An 18,986-nucleotide genomic window follows, 5' to 3' on the forward strand; every position below is an offset into this window, starting at 1 on the left:
GCAGGATCATGGGCGACAAGGCACAGACACATCCCGGAGCCGCCGGCAGGGCAAGGGCGGCCGACCACCCCGCGTCCATAAGGAATGTGGTGCTGGTCGGCCACTCCGGATCGGGCAAGACCACATTGGTGGAGGCCCTCGCGCTGACCGCGGGGGCGGTGAACCGGGCGGGCCGCGTGGAGGACGGCGGCACCGTCTCCGACCACGACGACATCGAGCACCGGCAGCAGCGCTCGGTGCAGCTCTCGCTGGTCCCGGTCGAATGGGACGGCATCAAGATCAACGTCCTCGACACCCCCGGGTACGCCGACTTCGTCGGGGAGCTGAGGGCCGGTCTGCGCGCCGCGGACGCGGCCCTCTTCGTCGTCTCGGCCTCGGACGGGGTGGACGGCTCGACCCGGATGGCCTGGGAGGAGTGCCAGGCCGTGGGCATGCCCCGGGCGATCGTGGTGACGCATCTGGAGTCGGCACGCGCGAACTTCGAGGAGATGACCCGGGTGTGCGCGGAGGCGTTCGGCGGCGACGACCCCGACGCCGTGCTGCCGCTGTACCTGCCGCTGCGCGGCCCCGAGGGCCCCGACGGGCACGCTCCGGTGACGGGCCTGGTGGGCCTGCTGTCGCAGAAGCTGTTCGACTACTCGGCCGGCGAGCGCAAGGAGTCCGAGCCCGGCGAGGACCAGCTCCCGGACATCGCGGAGGCCCGTGACCGGCTGATCGAGGGGATCATCGCCGAGAGCGAGGACGAGACCCTCATGGACCGCTATCTGGGCGGCGAACAGGTCGACGTCAAGACTCTGATCGAGGACCTGGAACGGGCCGTGGCACGCGGTGCGTTCTTCCCGGTCCTGGCCGCCGCGCCCGCCGCCGAGGGCGCCCGGCAGGGGCTCGGCACGGTGGAGCTGCTGGACCTGATCACCGGCGGCTTCCCGACGCCGTTCGAGCACCCCATGCCCGGGGTCACCACGATCGACGGCAGGGCGCGTGAGCTGAAGGCCTGCGACACGGAGGGCCCGCTGGTCGCCGAGGTCGTGAAGACCTCCTCCGACCCCTATGTCGGCCGGATCTCCCTGGTCCGCGTCTTCTCCGGCACCCTGCGCCCCGACGAGACGGTGCACGTCTCCGGGCACGGGCTGGCGGACCGCGGGCACGAGGACCACGACGTCGACGAGAAGATCGGTGCGCTGTCCACCCCGTTCGGCAAGCAGCAGCGCCCCGTGACGCACGCCGTCGCCGGCGACCTGGTGTCCGTGGCCAAGCTCGGCCGCGCGGAGACCGGGGACACCCTCTCGGCCAAGGACGACCCGCTCCTGATGGAGCCCTGGCGGATGCCCGATCCGCTGCTGCCGCTGGCCATCCAGGCGCACAGCAAGGCCGACGAGGACAAGCTCTCGCAGGGCCTGGCCCGCCTGGTCGCCGAGGACCCGACGATGCGCCTGGAGCAGAACCAGGACACCCATCAGGTGGTCCTGTGGTGCCTGGGCGAGGCACACGCGGACGTCGCCCTGGAGCGGCTGCGCAGCCGGTACGGCGTCCAGGTCGACGTCGTCCCGCACAAGGTGTCCCTGCGGGAGACGTTCGCGGTGAAGGCCTCCGGGCGCGGCCGGCACGTCAAGCAGTCCGGCGGGCACGGGCAGTACGCCATCTGCGAGATCGAGGTGGAGCCGCTGCCCGGCGGCTCGGGCGTCGAATTCGTGGACAAGGTGGTCGGCGGTGCCGTGCCGCGCCAGTTCATCCCGTCCGTGGAGAAGGGCGTGCGGGCGCAGGCGGCCAAGGGCGTCGCGGCGGGCTATCCGCTCATCGATGTCCGGATCACACTGCTGGACGGCAAGGCGCACTCCGTGGACTCCTCCGACGCCGCCTTCCAGACGGCGGGCGCACTGGCGCTGCGCGAGGCCGCGGCCGACGCGCGGATCCACCTGCTGGAACCGGTGAGCGAGGTGGGCGTGCTGGTCCCGGACGACTACGTGGGCCCGGTGATGAGCGACCTGTCGAGCCGGCGCGGCCGGGTGCTCGGCACCGAGCAGGTGGGCTCGGGACGGACCCTGATCCGCGCCGAGGTGCCCGAGTTCGAGATCGGCCGGTACGCGATCGACCTGCGGTCCCTGTCCCACGGCACGGCCCGCTTCGACCGCGCCTACGCACGGCACGAGCCGATGCCTCCGCAGATCGCCGAGCGGATCCGCGAACAGGCGGGCGAGACGCCGTAACCCACACCGGTCGACTCCGTGCGCCGGTGGGTGGCTTCGGCCGTCCACCGGCGCGCTGTCGGTGGCTGCGGATACGCTGATCACCTGATCACGCCGTGCCGAACTCGTGCGGTTGTCATGCCGATTCGGCAGGTTGGCCTGTTCAACAGGTGTGCGGGGCAGTGAAGTCGGGAAGGCCGCAGGAGCGACACCGGCGGCGAGGGGGCGGGAATGTCGGTTGGTACGGAGTGGGACGGCCCGCAGGTGCCCGTCTCCGGCGACGAGGGACAGGCGGCGACGTTCGCGCTGGCCTCGGCGGCCTACCGGGACAACGTGATCGAGGACATCAAGAAGACCGACAACGAGTGGCACCAGTCGACCGTCAAGGCCGGCCGGATATCCCTGCTCAAGCCCAATCTCGGCGAGGCCTTCTCGCGGGCCGTGGTCGACCGGATGCTGGCCCCGGGCCGCAAGCCGCTCATCCAGTCCTTCGGCGCCGAGCCCCAGGTCGTGGTGGAGCACGCGCTCGCCGCGAACAACATCCGGCGCGAGCGCGACAACCGGTTGTCCGTCGTCGTGGTGCTCTGCGGCCTGATCTTCCTGCCGGGGTTCATCGGCTGGCTGCTCGTCTTCCAGCTGCGCACGTTCGTCGCCAGGCGCGACGACAAGCGCGCCGGGACGCTGGCCACGGTCCTGCTCACCGGGGTGGGTGTGCTCGCCGCGCTCTTCCTGCTGAAGATGCCCTTCGGCGGATTCTGGGGGTGGTACGCGCGCGGCTGTGTCGTGATCCCGGTGCTCGGCTGGTTCTGGGCCAAGCGGATCTGCGAGCGCAGCGCCCGGGATCTGCGGGCGCGCTGGGAGGGCCTGCTCTCCGGCAGCAGCGTCGGCGCCAAGGTGCCCGAGGCCGTGCCGCGCGCGCCGGGCGAGACCGCGGCCGAGCAGTTGCGCCAGTCGCTGGCCCGGCTCGGTGCCGAGCAGCGGTCCAACTCCGTCTTCTACGCCGGGCCCAAGGGCATACTCGGCATGGGCACCCGCTGGGGCTCCTGGCAGCTCGCCGAGGATCTGGAGCCGGCCGACCCGGCCCGGGAGATCCACCCCTTCCGCAGCTGGGACGTCATACGCGCCATCCACGACCAGCTCCGCATGCTGGAGCGGGGTCCGCTGAACACCGGCGGTTTCCCCCGGCCCTCGATACGGCACTGGATCGTCACGCCGATCGGGGAGAACGCCAAGGAGGTGTCCCGGCCCGAGGGCACCGACGTCGAGGCGTTCCAGATCAAGCAGCACGCCATACAGGACATCTGCAACAAGCAGCAGTTCGGCAGCGGTGACCGGCACTACCTGGGCGTGCAGTGGACGCTGTGGGACGGGCAGCTGGTCATCACCATGATGATCACGGTGACGGTGCTCCACGAGACGTTGCGCATCGAGGTGACCGGGCACGCCCTGGGACCGGTGAACCCGCTGTTCACCACGAAGCCGACGGCGCCCACCAAGGAGGTCGCCAAGTCGCTCAAGCCCTGGGAGAACCGCACGGTCAACCTGCCCCTGGTGCCCACCGACGAGGTGGTACGGCTCACCGCGCGCGCCCCGCTGACCTGGTACCCGCCGATGCTCAAGTGGCTCGGCGGCTCGCTCGCCCTGCCGGAGCCGTTCGGGCTGCGGCACGCCTGGGCGGACCAGCCGTGGCGGCACCGCTTCATGGCCGACGACGCGCTGCGCGCGGCCACCCCGGTGCTGCGGGTGGTGCATTCGGCCGCGATCAGGGTGCTGAAGGAGAACGGCGTGGACACCGAGAAGTTCGGCAACCGCTCGTCCGTGCTCAGCGGCCTGGTGCAGGACCCGACGCCGAAGAAGGCCGACCTGTACGACGCGTGAACGGTGCCCTCGGGACCGAGGGCACCCATGGGTCTACGCCGCCGCCGGCCAGGCCTCCGCCAGCATCTTCCTGGTGTCCGCCAGCAGCTGCGGCAGCACCTTCGTCTGGCCGACCACCGGCATGAAGTTGGTGTCGCCGCCCCAGCGCGGGACGATGTGCTGGTGCAGGTGGGCGGCGATGCCGGCGCCGGCCACCGTGCCCTGGTTCATGCCGATGTTGAAACCGTGCGCGCCGGACGCGGTGCGCAGCGCGGTCATCGCCTGCTTGGTCAGCTCGGCCAGCTCGGCCGTCTCCGGCAGGGTCAGGTCCGTGTAGTCGGCCACGTGCCGGTACGGCACCGTCATCAGATGGCCGCCGTTGTACGGGTAGAGGTTGAGGACCGCGTACACGTGCTCGCCGCGGCGGACGATCAGGCCGTCCTCGTCGGACTTGGCCGGGATCGAGCAGAAGGGGCAGCCGTCTTCGGCCCCCGGGCCGGTCGGCTTGTTCTCGCCCTGGATGTAGGCCATCCGGTGGGGCGTCCACAGGCGCTGGAACGCGTCCTGCGTCCCCACTCCGATCTGCTGTTCCGGCTCACTCGTCATGCAAGGCAGCATATGGCTTCGCCCGTTCGCGGCGTGTCGCCGGGGCGGCGAGAAGGCCGTCACCGGCCAAGCTGGGTCGGTGGACGACGAAAGCCCCGCGGCCCGCTGGGAGCAGCGCACCGAGATCCCGCTCTTCATCGGTTCGCTGATCTTCATCGCCGCCTATGCCACCCGGGTCCTGGCCGTGAGCCTGGCGTCCTTCTGGCGGGACCTGTGCCTGGTCGTGATGCTCGCGCTCTGGATGCTGTTCGCCGCGGACTACCTGGTGCGCTGGCGGCTCGGCGACCAGCGGTTCCTGCGTTTCGTCAGCACGCACTTCCTGCACACCGTCGTGGTCGTCCTGCCGCTGCTGCGCCCGCTGCGGATCGTTCCGCTCTACGACGTGATCCAGCGCCGGCAGGGGGACCCGCGCCTCTCGCTGCACGCGCGCGTGATCGCCTACGCGAGTCTGTCCACCCTGCTGCTCGGCTTCTCGGGTGCTCTCGCGGTCTTCCAGCAGGAGCGCGGGGCGCCCGGCGCGACCATGGTGACGTTCGGTGACGCCGTGTGGTGGGCCGCCTCGACCCTGAGCACGGTGGGCTACGGCGACATCACCCCGGTGACCCGGCTCGGCCGGGTGATCGCGACCGGGATGATGGCCTGCGGTCTCGGCCTGCTCGGCGCGGTGACGGGCTCGTTCTCGTCGTGGCTGATGCAGACCTTCACCCGCGAGGGCGACGAAAGGCCCCCGGGGAAGTGATCCCCGGGGGCCCCTCGGCCGGTGCGGATCAGACCTGGGCCCGCTCCGCCACGACCTTCGCGATCTTGGCGATGGCCTCGTCGAACGGGATGCCGTTCTCCTGCGAGCCGTCGCGGTAGCGGAAGGACACCGAACCGCCCGACATGTCCTCGTCGCCCGCGATGACCATGAAGGGCACCTTCTGCTTCTGGGCGTTGCGGATCTTCTTCTGCATGCGGTCCGAGGAGGAGTCCACCTCGACGCGCAGGCCCTGCTTCCTGGCCGCGGCCGCGAACTTCTCCAGGTACTCCACGTGCGCGTCGCCGATCGGGATGCCGATCGCCTGGACGGGAGCCAGCCACGCCGGGAAGGCGCCCGCGTAGTGCTCGAGGAGCACCGCGAAGAACCGCTCGATGGAGCCGAACAGGGCGCGGTGGATCATCACCGGGCGCTGCTTGGAACCGTCGGGGCCGGTGTACTCGAGGTCGAAGCGCTCGGGCAGGTTGAAGTCGAGCTGGATCGTCGACATCTGCCAGGTCCGGCCGATGGCGTCCTTCGCCTGGACGGAGATCTTCGGGCCGTAGAAGGCGGCGCCGCCCGGGTCCGGCACGAGGGGCAGGCCCTGCTTCTCGGCGACCTGGCGCAGTGTCTCGGTCGCCTCCTCCCAGACCTCGTCCGAGCCGACGAACTTCTCCGGGTCCTTGGTGGACAGCTCCAGGTAGAAGTCGGTCAGGCCGTAGTCGCGCAGCAGGCCGAGGACGAAGGTGAGCGTCTTGTCCAGTTCCTCGGACATCTGCTCACGGGTGCAGTAGATGTGCGCGTCGTCCTGGGTGAAGCCGCGGGCACGGGTGAGGCCGTGCACGACGCCCGACTTCTCGTACCGGTACACGGTGCCGAACTCGAAGAGGCGCAGCGGCAGTTCGCGGTAGGAGCGGCCGCGCGCGTCGAAGATCAGGTTGTGCATCGGGCAGTTCATGGGCTTGAGGTAGTAGTCCACGCCCTCGTCGAGCTGCATGGGCGGGTACATGCCCTCGGCGTACCAGTCCAGGTGCCCGGACGTCTCGAAGAGCTTCCCCTTCGTCGCGTGCGGGGTGTAGACGAACTCGTAGCCCTCCTCCTCGTGCCGGCGGCGCGAGTAGTCCTCCATCACGCGGCGGACGATGCCACCCTTGGGGTGGAAGACGGCGAGGCCGGAGCCGATCTGCTCCGGGATGGAGAACAGGTCGAGTTCGTTGCCCAGCTTGCGGTGGTCGCGCTTCTCGGCCTCGGCGAGGAAGTCGAGGTGCGCCTTCAGCTCGTCCTTCGACGGCCAGGCGGTGCCGTAGATGCGCTGGAGCATCGGGTTCTTCTCGCTGCCGCGCCAGTAGGCGGCCGCGTTGCGCATCAGCTTGAACGCGGGGATCAGGCGGGTGGTGGGCAGGTGGGGACCGCGGCAGAGGTCCTTCCAGCACAGCTCGCCGGTCTTGGCGTCCAGGTTGTCGTAGATCGTCAGCTCGCCGGCGCCGACCTCGACGTCCGCGCCGTCGTCGTGCGACGCCGAGCCCTTGAGGCCGATCAGCTCCAGCTTGTACGGCTCGTCGGCCAGTTCCTCGCGGGCGGACTCGTCGGTGACCACGCGGCGGGAGAAGCGCTGCCCACGCTTCTGGATCTCCTGCATCTTCTTCTCGACGGCCTTGAGATCCTCGGGCGTGAACGGCTTCTCGACGTCGAAGTCGTAGTAGAAGCCGTCCTTGACGGGCGGGCCGATGCCCAGCTTCGCCTCGGGGAAGAGCTCCTGCACGGCCTGCGCCATGACGTGCGCGGTGGAGTGGCGCAGGATGTTGAGGCCGTCCTCGGAGGAGATCTCGACGGCCTCGACCTCGTCACCGTCGGACAGCTCGTGGCTGAGGTCCCTGAGCTCGCCGGCCACGCGCGCGGCGATGATCGAGCGCTCGCCCGCGAAGAGGTCGGCGGCCGTAGTGCCCGGCGTCACCACGCGTTCTTCCCGCTCCGAATCGCGTTGGATGATCACACGGACGTCTGACACCGGTCTCTCCTGACTGAAGGTGGGTGCGGCGCCATACCAGGAGCGCGCGCACCACGGATCGTACCGACCCGGGACCGCCGACCGCGAAACGGTTACTTTCGGTCCGCCTCCCGATACGCCACCGCCGGGCGTACCGGTTCGTCTCAGTCCCCGGTTCGTCTCAGTCCCCGGGTCGTCTCAGTCCCCGTCCCGGTACGCCTCCCCGCACGCCTCCTCGAAGAAGTCGAGATTCTCGTGCAGCGACTTCATCAGCCGGTCCCGCTCGGCGTCGTCGACCTGGACGGGTACGACCGAGCCGGCGCCGGTGAGCCTGCGGAAGCCGCCCCGGCGCTCCAGCCGGCCGTGCACCCGGACCGGGAGCCCGACGAGGTGGGCGTGACCGGCGATGCGGTAGTCCTCCTCGCTCAGGGTGACGCGGACGTGCGGGACCTCGGCGCCCGCGAGCACCCGCAGCCGCACGGCACCCTCGCCGTACGGTCCGGAACGGCGCAGCCGGACGACGGCGCCGGTGATCCGGACCGGTACGGAGGGTTCGTCGCGCAGATAGCGGGCGCCGGCCGCGCGCAGGGCGGGCAGGTCGCCCGGGGAGAACTCCACGGGTTCGGCCGGGGTGGCGCAGCCCTCGGGGACGCCGGCTCCGGGCGCCCAGGCGACGGCGACGCGGGCGCCCTCGGTGCCGCGCACGAGAGCGGTGAGCGCGTCGGTCAGTTCGCGGCTGGCGCCGGCCTCGACGGCACCGTCGAAGGCGTCCATGCCGCCGGTGGCGCGCTGGTAGTCGATGGCCTCGCGGACCGCGTACAGCGCCTGGTGGAGACGGACGGCGAGCGGGCGTCCGGTGGGCACGGGCACGAAGGCGGTGAGCCGGCCTCCCTCCGCGCCGGGGCCGACGAGCACGTTCTCCAGGAGGGTCGCGGCGGCCGAGCGGTGCCGGGCGCCGTGGTAGCCGGCACGCGCGCGGGTGGCGAGCGCGGCGGCGAGGAGCAGCCGGCGGGCGGCGTCGCGCAGCCGCTCGTCGGCATTCCATGGCGCGGCCCCGGACGGTCCGCCCGGGGCGTCCCGCCACCAGCGGATCTCGTCGCTGGGCACGGCGAGGGAGATCAGCACCTCGCGCGCGGACGGGGTGTCGCTGCGGGCGAGCGCGTCGAGGGCCTCGCCGAGCAGGTCGTCGCTGTCGGGGAAGGCGCGGCTCGCGGGGACCAGCAGGCTGGTGCCGGCGCCGCCGGGGCCCGGCGGGGTCCAGCGGCTGTAGTGCCCGGCCGCTCCCCCGCGCCACTGCCAGCCGTGCCGGTGCAGCAGGGCGCCGAGCACGGCGGGGTCGACCGCGGCGGGGTCGGGCGGCCGGTGCCGGGCGAGGTCGTCGGGATGCGGCCGGGCCTGGCGCGGAAGTTCCTCCTGGGGACGGCTCCTCATGGTCTGCCTCCCGTCCCGACCCGCGTCATGATCTCGCACAGCGCCCGGTCGTCGAAGATGCGTGCGGTCGGTATCCGCACGGTGGTCCGGTGCCGGCCGGTGACCGGCCGGCCGGCGAGGTTGACCCAGTAGCAGCAGTGCCTGAGGTCGAGCCGGTCGTGGCCGGCGCGCAGCCAGTCGTCCTGGGACCTCGGGACCAGCATGACGACCAGGATCTTGTGCACCGAGACAGGTGTGCGGGCGAGTTTGCGCAGGTGGTCGTTGTCGAGCGTGAAGGAGAAGGAGCGGCCCGGGGGGTTCGGCGCGATCTGGTAGGTGCACTTCAGCTGCACCTTGATGGTGACCTCGTCGTCGACGGTGTGGCCGGGTGCGCTGTGGCTGACGTGCCAGTCGATGCCGTTGTCAGGGAAGGGCTGGGACAGCGAGCAGCCGGCCGCGGCGGCGACCGCGTGCAGATAACCGACCTGCAGTGTCTCCATGCAGGCGGTGGTGGCAAGCGTGCCGCGGAGGTGACCCGTGCGTTCGGGCAGCAGCCCGCCCCGCTCGGGCTGCGCAATGGCCATGACCAACAGCCTTCCGAGCCAAGGGTTTCCCCGTTGTGAGCCGCTGAACTGCAAAGACCCGTACTCCTGTTGTGTCCTTCCGGCGTACGGCGCAAACGGCCCGGGTATCACCAAACAGGCAGAAGACGGGATGTCACCTGCCCCGGGCGGACGAGGAGTTGTATTGCGATGACGAGCTGGTACGAGGGGCCGCTGGCCGCCTTCGACACGGAGACGACGGGTGTGGACGTCGAGGCCGACCGGATCGTGTCGGCCGCCGTCGTGGTCCAGGACGCGCCGGGCACCCGGCCGCGGATCGCCCGCTGGCTGGTGAACCCCGGTGTGCCGGTGCCCGAGGCGGCGACCGCGGTGCACGGGCTGACGGAGGAACACCTGCAGCGCAACGGCCGCTGGCCGGCGCCGGTGATGTACGAAATAGCCGACCAGCTGGCCGAGCATGCGGCGATGGGACGGCCGCTGGTGGTGATGAACGCGCCGTTCGATCTCACCCTGCTGGACCGGGAGTTGCGCCGGCACCGGGCCGCCTCGCTGGACCACTGGCTGCGGGCGGCGCCGCTGCGGGTGCTGGACCCGCGGGTGCTGGACAAGCACCTGGACCGCTACCGCAAGGGCCGCCGCACGCTGACCGACCTGTGCGCGCACTACGGCGTCAGCCTGGAGGGCGCGCACGACGCGGCGGCGGACGCGCTGGCCGCGCTGGAGGTCGTACGGGCCGTGGGCCGCCGCTTCGCGACCCGTCTGGAGCGCCTCTCCCCCACCGAGCTGCACACCCTCCAGGCCAACTGGCACGCGGCCCAGGCTCGCGGCCTGCAGGCCTGGTTCGCCCGCAGCGGCTCGGAGGAGACGGTCAGCACGGACTGGCCCCTGCGGCCCGAGCTGCCGGCGGCGGCTTGACGGTGCGGGGCGCCGGTGCCGGCGCCCCGCCGTCTCACCAGGAGCCGCCGCCCCCGCCTCCGGCACCACCGCCGACGCCTCCGGAGGTGGAGCCGCCACCGCCACCGCCGGAGCTTCCGGAGGGGGCCGGCGGGGGTGCGCTGGAGAGGATGACGGCGGCGAGCAGGACGTCGCTGCCGCTGAGGGTGGAGGCGCGCCGCGTCGACGTGGAGGCCCCGACCGCCGCCTCCCAGGCGGATTCGACACCGAGGGCCACCGCCCAGGCCGCGTACCGGTCCGCCCGCTGCCCGGTGGGCAGTTCGTCCGGGCAGGTGGCGGGGTCGGCCAAGTAGCGCCGGAACGCCTCGACCTGGAGCCAGCGGGCGGTACCGAGCGGGGTCCGCCGCTCCAGTTCCCAGTGCCGGCCGACGAGGGCGGCGCCGACTCCGGCGAGGACGGCCGCCGTCAGCAGGACCGGCCATCCGGCGGCGACGCGGCGGCCGCTCAGGACGCCCCCCGTGATCGCCAGCACGAGGCCGAGCAGCGTCCCGATCAGGCCGCCCGTCAGCGCCGCACCGGCACGGCGCCGGCCGGCCGCGTCCCACAGGTCGGACGTCGCACGCCATCGGTCCAGCCGGTACAGCAGGTCGTTCCAGCCCTGCCTGAACCAGTGGTCGCGGGTTCCCAGGGCCAGGCTGGAGCGGCCGGAGAAGATCTTGTCCAGCACCTCCTCGGTCTCCTGGTCGCCGGGCTCCCCGGAGTCGCGGCGGTCGATGACCGGATGCCGGTCGCCGCCCCGGACGGCGATGAGCCCGTCGGCCGCGGCGGTGAGCAGCCACGCGACCTGGTGGTGCTTGTCGGCGCGCTCGGTGAGCAGGATGCCGCCCTGGGCCGGGGTGAGGTCGTCGGGTGGTACGGCGGACGGCGTGAGCGTGCGGGCGAGCCGTTCGGCCTCGACGCGCCGGACCCGGCCGCCGTCCTCCGTCACGCGGTCGCGCCCGGCGTGGCGCAGCGCGCAGACCGTCAGCGCGGCGCACGTCAGCGCGACGGCCAGGAAGAGCCCGCCGTTGCGCATCGGGTGCGGGAGGGTGGTGCCGACGGCCCTGCCGGAGGGCGCCGCGGGCAGGGCCGCCGGGCCGGCGGCCTCGGTCTTCGCGGCGGTGGCGTACAGGGTGAGGCCCTCCTTGCCGCTCAGCCTGCCGACCCTGACGACGAGGTGGCCCGGCTCGCTCTGTACGGCCGTGCAGGGCCTGCCGTCGTCCCAGGTACCGCGTTCACAGCGGAGTGCGCCGAAGCCGCGGGCGCCCACGACGTGGACCTCCACGTTCGCCCGGTCCACCTTCCAGCCGGTGCCGACCGCGTCCCAGGCTAGCCGGTGTCCCTTCACCACCTCGGGGAGCACGTACTGGATGCGGTAGCGGTGGACTCCGCTGACCAGGTGGCCGGGGTCGCCGATCTTCAGCCGGTCGGCGAGGTCCCGCTCGCCCTTCTCGTCCTGGTAGTAGTCGCCGTAGGTGTCCTCGTAGGGGACCTTGTGGCCGTCCATGGTGACGCGCACGTGGTCGCCGTCCTCGAAGGGCGAGCCCGGCACGTCACGGTAGATGCCGTGCGAGTCGCCCGAGTGCCCGAAGTCGTAGTCGATGACCTCGGTGACGCGGGCGCTGCCGTCGGCGCGTATCTCGGCACCGACCCACATCGAGGTGACCCGCTCCTTGTTCGCCAGGAGTTGGGACAGTGCGACGACCCCGCCGAACACCACCAGCACGACGACGACCACGATCAGCGCCCACACTCTGCGCCGTCGTACCGGCTTTCCCCCGCGCTGTCTTCTCCTGCCTGCCCCATCGGTCACGACGCCCCCCTCAAGACGTTCGAACGGACATGAAAAAAGCCGGTCTGCGTCTGCAGACCGGCTTTCCCGGTGGGCGATACTGGGTTCGAACCAGTGACCTCTTCGGTGTGAACGAAGCGCTCTCCCACTGAGCTAATCGCCCGGGAACGCACTGAACAATACAGGGCTCCGCCGGGTTACTTCAAACCGCTCGGAGGTGGCGCAGCAGTCCGCGGCGGCCGGCGGCCATCATCAGCGCGTGGTTGGCCCTGAAGAGGGGCCGGCCCGGTACGGCGAGCCGCCTGAGCAGGGGCTTGGCCACGTCGACGACCTGGTCGTAGCGGGCGAGCGTGCCCGGGCCCGCGGGGGCGAGGGTCCAGCGGGCCCAGCCCTCGATGTCGCCGGACACGGTCACCTCCAGGACGCCCGCGGTCGGGTCGCGGCGCGTCTCGCGGGCGGTGAGCGTCATGTCGTACGGCAGCAGGGAGCGGATGGTGAGGACGCCGGTGACGGCGTCGAGGCGGGTGACCGAGCGCACCTGCGGCCACCAGCGCGGATAGTCCTCAAGCCGCTCCAGCACGGCGAACACGTCGGCCGGCGGGGCGGGCAGGGACCACAGGGTGCGGAAGCGGTAGTGGTTCCAGTCCATGGCCCGAGTCTGCCGCCGTGGCGCGCGGATCTGAGTACGCGTACTCATGCGCTCGCGAGTGACGCGCACCACACTCGGGGGGCGAGCGCCGCCGCCCGTGCGACGGCGCTCCCCCATCGCTCCCTCCAGCCGGGTATCCTGCCGCCGAGCAGGGCCAGGTTCTCGATGGCCGCGAGGCCGTACAGCGCGGTGTCGTTGGTGGCCACCCAGCTCGCCTCCGCGCCCTCGACCAGGGCGGCCGGTCCGGTCAGCCTCTCGGTCTTCCAGGGTGAGTTCTCGGTGTAGCCGTCGGAGTTGTAGAACTTGGTCCAGGCGCGCTTGGCGAGCGCCTCGTCCCCGGTCTGGACGGCGGCGTAGGCGTCGAGGCGCGAATGGCCCTGAAAGAGGATCAGGCTGCCGAAGTTGGAGCCGTACCGGGCCGCCTGCTCGGTCTTGCTCGCGTTGAAGTACCGGCAGTAGTCCAGGTACGCCTCCTTGAACTTCGGCATGTCGACCAGGTGGACCAGAGCCAGAGGGTGACCTCGGCCTCGTCGGTGTGGGCGTCGCGGATGTCGGGCTGGGCGGGGAACTTCTCCCAGAAGTCCCGCAGTCCGAAGGAGAGTCCGCCGCTCGCGCCGCCCACGTAACCGAAGCCGGAGGCCCGCCGCCCGCCGCCGGCACCGATCCAGCCGTAGCCCTTGGTGGTGCGCTTGCGCACGGTGAAGCCGTCGGCGGAGAGCTGGGAGAGGGTGTAGTCGCCCCAGTGCGGGATGTACTGGAGGCGGGTGGTGACCCGCTGGTCCCAGGTGGCCGGGTCGGGCAGCTTCTTACCCTCGAACTGGGCGGCCTGCACGGCGGCCCCCGGGTCGCGGCGGAGCCCGGTGATGCCCTGGACGGCTTCGCGGAGCAGGCCGGTGCCCTCGCCGCCGACGCGGATGTGCCGGTCGTAGGCGGCGTCACGCATCGGCACGGTGAAGCGGACGCCGAGGCCGCGGATGAAGTCGCCGCTCGCCCTGCCGGGTTCCAGGGTGCCGTCGTAGGTTGCACCATGCGGAAGGAGTCGGAGCCGGCGTAGAAGTAGAGCCGGATCGAGAACGGCAGCCAGCCGTGGCTGCCCTTGCGGTGCTTGCCGTCGATGCGGGCCACCGCGCGGACCGGGCCGTCCCGCTCGACGGTGACGGAGTCGATCGCGCCGTCGAAGCGCTCCGTCCGCACCGTCCCCTGGTCGCCGTCCTCGGCCTCGGGCTGCCGGATGAGCACCAGCCGGCCGTTCCTGGCGATCTCGGTCGATCCCCGGGTGACCGACTTGATCAGGGTCGAGCCGTTCCCGCCGATCCGCGCGGTGATGACACCGGTGGAGACGTCGACGGTGCCGCCGCTCGTGCCGACGGTGACCTTCCTGTCGGGGGCCTTGGGCGTACCGGTGGTGAGGATCAGCCTGCCGGAGCCCGAACCCAGCGCGTGCGCCGCCACTTGAGGGAGCCGTCGGGCCAGTGGGCGAGCGGCCAGGACTGTACGGGGAACTCCTTGCCGGCGGCGTCCGTGAGCTCGTGGATGGTCTTCAGTGCCTTGAAGTACTCGTCCCAGGTCCAGCCCTGTGCCGGCTCGACACCCGCCTGCTGGAAGAGCTTCTTGTCGATGACGAGTGCCATGGTGTTGGACCCGACGGGAATTCCCAGCTGCTTGCCGTCCACCTCGCCGACCTTCGTGACGCCCGCCCGGAAGTGATCCAGGCTCAGGTTCCCTTCCCGCACCTGGGACTTGAGGTCGAGGAGAATTCCGCGCTTGTCGTACTTCCGAAGAAACGTGACGGCGTTTTGGAAAACGTCCGGGGATTTCCACCGGCGGCCTGTGTCTGGAACTTCTCCCAGAACGATTGATACGTCTGGAAGTCGGTCTTGACCTTGATCTTGGGGTACTTCTTCTCGAAGAGCGCGATCGTCCGGCTGATCTTCTTGGCCCGCTCCTCGGCACCCCACCAGGAGTAACGGATCGTCACCGTTCCATCCCCGGAACCGCTGCCACCGCCACACCCGGTCGTCGCCGCGAGCCCGAGGGCGGCGGCCGAGGCACCGGCCGCCTTCAGGAGCGTACGCCTCTCAAGATTCCTGCTGGTTCCCACAGTCGGGCCCCCCGCAGCGTCGTCGCCGCTCATGAATCGTTTCAAGTAAGCGCTTGCTGGCACAAGTTACGGAGGGGCTCGGGGTGCGTCAATGATTCGGACAGGATTTTCTTCGGCCCCGGGGCTGCGGGAGTCGCGGTGGCGAAGCGGCCGGGCGCGTGACCTGACAGGTGAGGGGAGGTGCGGCCGAGGGGCCGAACACGGGGGGCGATCACCGAGGCGGCCGGAATCGGCTCCGCCGAGCCGGACGGCAACCCGCGGCGGCCCCCGCACGGGTGACCGCAGGACTCCAGCGGCGGCCGGCACGTCCCGAATGACGACGACCCACCTGCTGTTCGCAGGTGGGTCGTCTTCCGGGTGGGCGATACTGGGTTCGAACCAGTGACCTCTTCGGTGTGAACGAAGCGCTCTCCCACTGAGCTAATCGCCCGGGCGCAGGAAGAACATTACCCCATGTCAGGGGGTGCCTCCGACCAGGGGTCGGAGGCACTACCGGCGGCGCCCGGCGGACCGGCGCCGGCCCCGGTCACTGATCCTCGATCTTCCACGGCATGACGAAGCCGAACTTCCACAGGTATATCCCCGCCAGCACACCGATTATCACCAGGCCGATCACCGTCAGCGTGATGTTCCGCCGGCGCACCCGGGGATCGAGGGCCCGTTGGGCCGCCTCGGTGACCTTTCGCTTGGTCCAGCGCAGCACGAGCTGGGCCCAGACGAACTCGGTCGCCCAGATCGCCATGCCGCCGAAGATGACCACCCAGCCGGGGCCGGGCAGCGGCAGCATGACGACACCGGCCGCGACGACCGCGAGGCCGATCACGAAGACGCCGACCTGCCAGCTCAAGTGCAGCACTCTGCGTGACTTGACGAACTGCGGAGCCCGGGAGCCGAGTCCCCGCTCGGCTCGTTCCTCGTCTGCCTTCATCTCGTCCGCCTCGTCGATGGCCACCGCAACGTCGCCCCGCTCGTCACTCCCCGTATTCATACAGACAAACCCTACCGTAGTGAATCAGTCACTGGAATGGTCGCAGGTCTCACAGGAGTTCTCGGCCGGAAGAGTTACGTAAACACACGCAAAACCCTCAGAGGGGTTTACAACGGCACCGTAGGTGGCATGTCGATTTCGCCGACGTGCGAATCCCCGAGCGCACACTGAGCGAAAGGCCCTGGCGCTTATGAACACCACGGTCAGCTGCGAGCTGCACCTGCGCCTCGTTGTGTCGAGCGAGTCCTCCCTGCCTGTCCCCGCAGGCCTGCGGTACGACACGGCCGACCCCTACGCCGTGCACGCCACCTTCCACACCGGAGCCGAGGAGACCGTCGAGTGGGTGTTCGCCCGCGACCTCCTCGCCGAGGGTCTCCACCGTCCCACCGGCACCGGGGACGTCCGAGTCTGGCCGTCCCGCAGTCATGGTCAGGGCGTGGTCTGCATCGCCCTCAGCTCCCCTGAGGGAGAGGCTCTGCTGGAAGCTCCGGCGCGGGCCCTGGAGTCCTTCCTGAAGCGAACCGACGCCGCCGTGCCGCCCGGCACGGAGCACCGGCACTTCGACCTCGATCAGGAGCTGTCGCACATCCTGGCGGAGAGCTAGGTCGCGCCCCTCGAAGCCGCCCGGCGCCGTCCACTCGGGGAGACGGCTCGGGCTCAGGACAACCGCATACGGCAGGCCCGCGCCGTCACCGTGAGCGCGCACGGTGATGGCGTCCGCCTGCGTGTGTACCGCGGCCGTCCGGGCGTGGGAGACTCGGGAACCCCCAGGGGCACGGGGGCGCCGTGCCGGCGGTCCGCCGGCGGGGCGGTACCCGGTGCGGTGGGCGCGGTTGTCGCTACTATCGGCCGGCATCGGCGGGCGCCCGCCCGACCTCCATGCCAGGGAGCGAAACGTGCTGATCACCCACGACACCCGCTGCGCCCTAGACACCGTGGTGGATCTGGTGAACTCCGCGCCGGACGACGAGGCGGCGGTGGACGGACTGCCGGATGTCGCGGCACTCGCCGATTTCGTGCGAGGCCACAACGTCAGTGATGTCGGGGTGCTGTCGGAATTCGATCTGTCGGCGGTGCGCAAGGTCCGGAGCCGGTTCGCGGGGATCTTCGCCGCGCCGGACGCCCGGGCGGCGGCGGGGCAGATCAACGAACTGGTCGCCGCGGCCGGCACCACCCCGCGCCTCACGGACCACGACGGTTACGACTGGCATGTGCACTACTTCGCTCCCGGCGCGTCCGTGGCGGACCACCTGGCCGCCGACTGCGGCATGGCGCTCGCCTTCTTCGTGGTGGCCGGGGAGCAGGAGCGGCTGCGGCGCTGCGAGGCCCCGGACTGCCGGCGTGCCTTCGTGGATCTGTCCCGCAACCGCTCGCGGCGCTACTGCGACAGCCGGACCTGCGGCAACCGGCTGCACGTGGCCGCCTACCGGGCACGGCGCAAGGAAGCGGCGGGCTGACGGCCGGGCGGCAAGCGCGCGCTCATCAAGCCGACGCCGGTCCGGCGGGGCGACGCCAGTCCCGGCGGGTGACGCCGGGACGGACGTGTACGGCTCACAGCAACAGCAGATCGTGCAGCGCAGCCATGAGGATGAGACACCCGATCACCGCAAGGAAGATCATCAGCGGTGGCTGGGAAAGGGCGAAGAGGCACCCGCGCGGCTCATCCTTCGGCGGCGCGGCCTCGCTCTCTGACGTGTCCAGCATCTCGCGGGTGATGATGGCCCAGGCGGCACCCCGTTGGCGATCAGCACACTCCCCGAGTCCGGGTCTTCATCGTATTGCCCACTGACCGGTTCACCTTGGTTCCGGTTGTGAACGGTTTCAGGTCATATGCCGTGCTTCTTGAGGATGGCCTCGATGTCGCTGAAGTCGTCGGCGGAGGTCGTGCCGGCGGGCGGGGCGGCGGGCCGGGTCGCGGGGCTCTTCCCGGCGCCGAGCGAGGGGGCCGAGGCCGCAGGCGCCACCGCCTCGGACCGGGCGCCACGGGCCGCGGCGCGCTCGGCCCTGCGCTCGGCACGGGTGCCACCACGCCGGCGCTCGACGGCGCGGCTCCCCGCGAACAGCAGCCAGGCCGCGCCCAGCACGGCGAAGCCGGCCCAGGCCGTGGGGCTGAAGGCGGTGTCGGAGAGCCAGCCGACGATCCCTGTCATCACCAGGCCGATCGGCACGAGGGAGTAGGCCGCGATCCGCACGGCGGAGAGGTAGCGCTTGCGGTAGGCGGTGACCACCGCTATGCCCAGGCCCGCCGCGGAGACGGCGGAGCAGACGGTCTCGGCAATCATCCGGTCCTCCTGGCGGGCTCGGTCGGGTGGCGGGACGGGAGCGGCACGGAGTGTGCGCTTCGTCCGTTCCATCCTGCACCGTCCCGGTCCTGTGAGGCCATGCTCCGGCCCGACATCAGGGAGATCTCCGGGTCGCCTCCTCCGCAGGTCCAGTCCGCGTCCTCCCCGTAGCCGGTCCGGGCGGGAGACCCCCGAGCCGACGCGCCGGGTCCGGGCGCGAGAGATCCCGAGTCCACGGGTGGGGCCCGGACGGGAGACCCCGAGCCCACGGGTCAGGTCCGCACGGGAGACCCAGGAGCGCCGCGACGACCGCCGGGGCGGCGCCCGATTCGGCCCCCGAGGGCTCGCCTGGAAGACTGGTGCCCATGAGCGACTCCTCACCCCACCGCACCGAACCCCTCGTCCTCGACGTCTGGTGCGAACTCCAGTGCCCCGACTGCCTGAGCGCCCTGGACGACGTCCGCGCCCTGCGCGCACGCTACGGGGACCGGCTGGAGCTGCGGCTGCGGCACTTCCCGCTGGAGAAGCACAAGCACGCCTTCGCCGCCGCCCAGGCCGCCGAGGAGGCCCTGGCGCAGGGGCAGGGCTGGCCGTACGTGGAAGCGGTGCTGGCGCGGGTGTCGGAGCTGGACCGTGCTGGAGAACCCCTCCTGGTGGAGGTGGCCCGCGAACTGGGTCTGGACGCCGAGGAGTTCGACACCGCGCTGATCGACGGCCGGCACATCCTGATCGTCGACGCCGACCAGGCCGAGGGCAAGGCCATCGGCGTGACCGGTACCCCTACGTACGTCATCGGCGGCGAACGTCTCGACGGCGGCAAGAGCCAGGAGGGTCTGCGCGAGCGGATCACGGAGATCGCCGACCGGCTGCTGGCCGGGCAGGCGTGACCCGGCCCG

At 71.2% G+C, this 18,986-nt stretch carries 17 protein-coding genes, 2 tRNA genes and 1 pseudogene; 7 read left to right on the forward strand and 13 right to left on the reverse strand.

The window, feature by feature from the left end; all coding sequences use genetic code 11:
• The first annotated feature begins 8 nt into the window (after window positions 1-8).
• The gene (locus AB0924_RS03220) at window positions 9-2,207 is read left to right on the forward strand and encodes an elongation factor G-like protein EF-G2 (protein ID WP_358940154.1); all 2,199 of its coding nucleotides are present in this window, start codon (window positions 9-11) and stop codon (window positions 2,205-2,207) included.
• Between the two features lie 210 nt (window positions 2,208-2,417).
• Window positions 2,418-4,064 (forward strand): hypothetical protein, encoded by a 1,647-nt coding sequence (locus AB0924_RS03225; protein ID WP_358940153.1) that lies wholly within the window; start codon window positions 2,418-2,420, stop codon window positions 4,062-4,064.
• Window positions 4,065-4,097: 33 nt separating this feature from the next.
• On the opposite strand, the gene AB0924_RS03230 is transcribed toward AB0924_RS03225, so the two are convergent.
• Complete coding sequence (locus AB0924_RS03230; protein ID WP_358940152.1) at window positions 4,098-4,661, reverse strand: HIT domain-containing protein; 564 nt, start codon at window positions 4,659-4,661, stop codon at window positions 4,098-4,100.
• 67 nt (window positions 4,662-4,728) lie between these two features.
• Here AB0924_RS03230 and AB0924_RS03235 point away from each other — a divergent pair, with 67 nt between their 5' ends.
• Entirely contained in the window at window positions 4,729-5,388 is a 660-nt protein-coding gene (locus AB0924_RS03235; protein ID WP_358940151.1) for a potassium channel family protein, read from the forward strand.
• 28 nt (window positions 5,389-5,416) lie between these two features.
• Here the strand turns inward: AB0924_RS03235 and thrS are convergent, their stop codons facing one another.
• From thrS to AB0924_RS03250, 3 genes are all read right to left on the reverse strand, one after another.
• Window positions 5,417-7,393, reverse strand: coding sequence for a threonine--tRNA ligase (gene thrS / locus AB0924_RS03240; protein WP_358940150.1), 1,977 nt, complete (start codon window positions 7,391-7,393; stop codon window positions 5,417-5,419).
• A 177-nt stretch (window positions 7,394-7,570) separates the two neighbouring features.
• Window positions 7,571-8,803 carry a hypothetical protein gene (locus AB0924_RS03245; RefSeq protein WP_366910529.1) on the reverse strand — a complete coding sequence of 411 codons (1,233 nt, stop codon included), beginning with the start codon at window positions 8,801-8,803 and terminating at the stop codon, window positions 7,571-7,573.
• Window positions 8,800-9,366, reverse strand: a complete 567-nt coding sequence (locus AB0924_RS03250; RefSeq protein ID WP_358940148.1) for a DUF4365 domain-containing protein — start codon at window positions 9,364-9,366, stop codon at window positions 8,800-8,802. Before AB0924_RS03250 ends, AB0924_RS03245 begins: the two co-directional genes overlap by 4 nt.
• A gap of 168 nt (window positions 9,367-9,534) precedes the next feature.
• Between AB0924_RS03250 and AB0924_RS03255 the strand changes: the two genes are divergently transcribed.
• The gene (locus AB0924_RS03255) at window positions 9,535-10,260 is read left to right on the forward strand and encodes a 3'-5' exonuclease (RefSeq protein ID WP_358940147.1); all 726 of its coding nucleotides are present in this window, start codon (window positions 9,535-9,537) and stop codon (window positions 10,258-10,260) included.
• A gap of 34 nt (window positions 10,261-10,294) precedes the next feature.
• Here AB0924_RS03255 and AB0924_RS03260 read toward each other — a convergent pair whose 3' ends face one another.
• The 7 genes and pseudogenes from AB0924_RS03260 to AB0924_RS03290 form a co-directional block, all read right to left on the reverse strand.
• Window positions 10,295-12,091, reverse strand: coding sequence for a DUF2207 domain-containing protein (locus AB0924_RS03260; protein ID WP_366910530.1), 1,797 nt, complete (start codon window positions 12,089-12,091; stop codon window positions 10,295-10,297).
• A gap of 70 nt (window positions 12,092-12,161) precedes the next feature.
• Window positions 12,162-12,233: transfer RNA gene (locus AB0924_RS03265), tRNA-Val, on the reverse strand.
• A gap of 39 nt (window positions 12,234-12,272) precedes the next feature.
• Window positions 12,273-12,719, reverse strand: coding sequence for an SRPBCC family protein (locus tag AB0924_RS03270; protein WP_358940145.1), 447 nt, complete (start codon window positions 12,717-12,719; stop codon window positions 12,273-12,275).
• Between the two features lie 131 nt (window positions 12,720-12,850).
• Window positions 12,851-14,476: pseudogene (locus AB0924_RS03275) on the reverse strand (extracellular solute-binding protein); the annotation flags it as partial.
• Window positions 14,434-14,853 carry a hypothetical protein gene (locus AB0924_RS03280; protein WP_366910644.1) on the reverse strand — a complete coding sequence of 140 codons (420 nt, stop codon included), beginning with the start codon at window positions 14,851-14,853 and terminating at the stop codon, window positions 14,434-14,436. The pseudogene AB0924_RS03275 and the gene AB0924_RS03280, both read right to left, overlap by 43 nt.
• Before the next feature lie 325 nt (window positions 14,854-15,178).
• Window positions 15,179-15,250: transfer RNA gene (locus AB0924_RS03285), tRNA-Val, on the reverse strand.
• 96 nt (window positions 15,251-15,346) lie between these two features.
• Complete coding sequence (locus tag AB0924_RS03290; protein WP_358932256.1) at window positions 15,347-15,808, reverse strand: TIGR02611 family protein; 462 nt, start codon at window positions 15,806-15,808, stop codon at window positions 15,347-15,349.
• Between the two features lie 190 nt (window positions 15,809-15,998).
• Here AB0924_RS03290 and AB0924_RS03295 point away from each other — a divergent pair, with 190 nt between their 5' ends.
• Both AB0924_RS03295 and AB0924_RS03300 read left to right on the forward strand, forming a co-directional pair.
• A complete protein-coding gene (locus tag AB0924_RS03295) occupies window positions 15,999-16,412 on the forward strand; it encodes an SsgA family sporulation/cell division regulator (RefSeq protein ID WP_004002642.1) in 414 nt (137 codons plus the stop codon).
• Between the two features lie 292 nt (window positions 16,413-16,704).
• Window positions 16,705-17,265 (forward strand): CGNR zinc finger domain-containing protein, encoded by a 561-nt coding sequence (locus AB0924_RS03300; RefSeq protein ID WP_358932254.1) that lies wholly within the window; start codon window positions 16,705-16,707, stop codon window positions 17,263-17,265.
• Between the two features lie 94 nt (window positions 17,266-17,359).
• On the opposite strand, the gene AB0924_RS03305 is transcribed toward AB0924_RS03300, so the two are convergent.
• On the reverse strand, window positions 17,360-17,512 hold the full coding sequence (locus tag AB0924_RS03305) for a hypothetical protein (RefSeq protein ID WP_174266498.1): 153 nt from the start codon (window positions 17,510-17,512) through the stop codon (window positions 17,360-17,362).
• Window positions 17,513-17,634: 122 nt separating this feature from the next.
• Window positions 17,635-18,090: a hypothetical protein gene (locus AB0924_RS03310; protein ID WP_358932252.1), complete on the reverse strand. Its 456-nt coding sequence runs from the start codon at window positions 18,088-18,090 to the stop codon at window positions 17,635-17,637.
• Between the two features lie 365 nt (window positions 18,091-18,455).
• Here AB0924_RS03310 and AB0924_RS03315 point away from each other — a divergent pair, with 365 nt between their 5' ends.
• Complete coding sequence (locus AB0924_RS03315) at window positions 18,456-18,977, forward strand: DsbA family protein (RefSeq protein ID WP_359546980.1); 522 nt, start codon at window positions 18,456-18,458, stop codon at window positions 18,975-18,977.
• Window positions 18,978-18,986: the final 9 nt, after the last annotated feature.

This window comes from Streptomyces sp. NPDC047869, assembly GCF_040704065.1.
Lineage (GTDB): Bacteria > Actinomycetota > Actinomycetes > Streptomycetales > Streptomycetaceae > Streptomyces.

Coding starts and splice junctions, on each gene's coding strand:
- AB0924_RS03220 (WP_358940154.1), top strand. CDS start 9: ATGGGCGACAAGGCACAGACACATCCCGGAGCCGCCGGCAGGGCAAGG.
- AB0924_RS03225 (WP_358940153.1), top strand. CDS start 2,418: ATGTCGGTTGGTACGGAGTGGGACGGCCCGCAGGTGCCCGTCTCCGGC.
- AB0924_RS03230 (WP_358940152.1), bottom strand. CDS start 4,661: ATGCTGCCTTGCATGACGAGTGAGCCGGAACAGCAGATCGGAGTGGGG.
- AB0924_RS03245 (WP_366910529.1), bottom strand. CDS start 8,803: ATGAGGAGCCGTCCCCAGGAGGAACTTCCGCGCCAGGCCCGGCCGCAT.
- AB0924_RS03250 (WP_358940148.1), bottom strand. CDS start 9,366: ATGGCCATTGCGCAGCCCGAGCGGGGCGGGCTGCTGCCCGAACGCACG.
- AB0924_RS03255 (WP_358940147.1), top strand. CDS start 9,535: ATGACGAGCTGGTACGAGGGGCCGCTGGCCGCCTTCGACACGGAGACG.
- AB0924_RS03270 (WP_358940145.1), bottom strand. CDS start 12,719: ATGGACTGGAACCACTACCGCTTCCGCACCCTGTGGTCCCTGCCCGCC.
- AB0924_RS03280 (WP_366910644.1), bottom strand. CDS start 14,853: ATGAGCGGCGACGACGCTGCGGGGGGCCCGACTGTGGGAACCAGCAGG.
- AB0924_RS03290 (WP_358932256.1), bottom strand. CDS start 15,808: ATGAATACGGGGAGTGACGAGCGGGGCGACGTTGCGGTGGCCATCGAC.
- AB0924_RS03295 (WP_004002642.1), top strand. CDS start 15,999: ATGAACACCACGGTCAGCTGCGAGCTGCACCTGCGCCTCGTTGTGTCG.
- AB0924_RS03305 (WP_174266498.1), bottom strand. CDS start 17,512: ATGCTGGACACGTCAGAGAGCGAGGCCGCGCCGCCGAAGGATGAGCCG.
- AB0924_RS03310 (WP_358932252.1), bottom strand. CDS start 18,090: ATGATTGCCGAGACCGTCTGCTCCGCCGTCTCCGCGGCGGGCCTGGGC.
- AB0924_RS03315 (WP_359546980.1), top strand. CDS start 18,456: ATGAGCGACTCCTCACCCCACCGCACCGAACCCCTCGTCCTCGACGTC.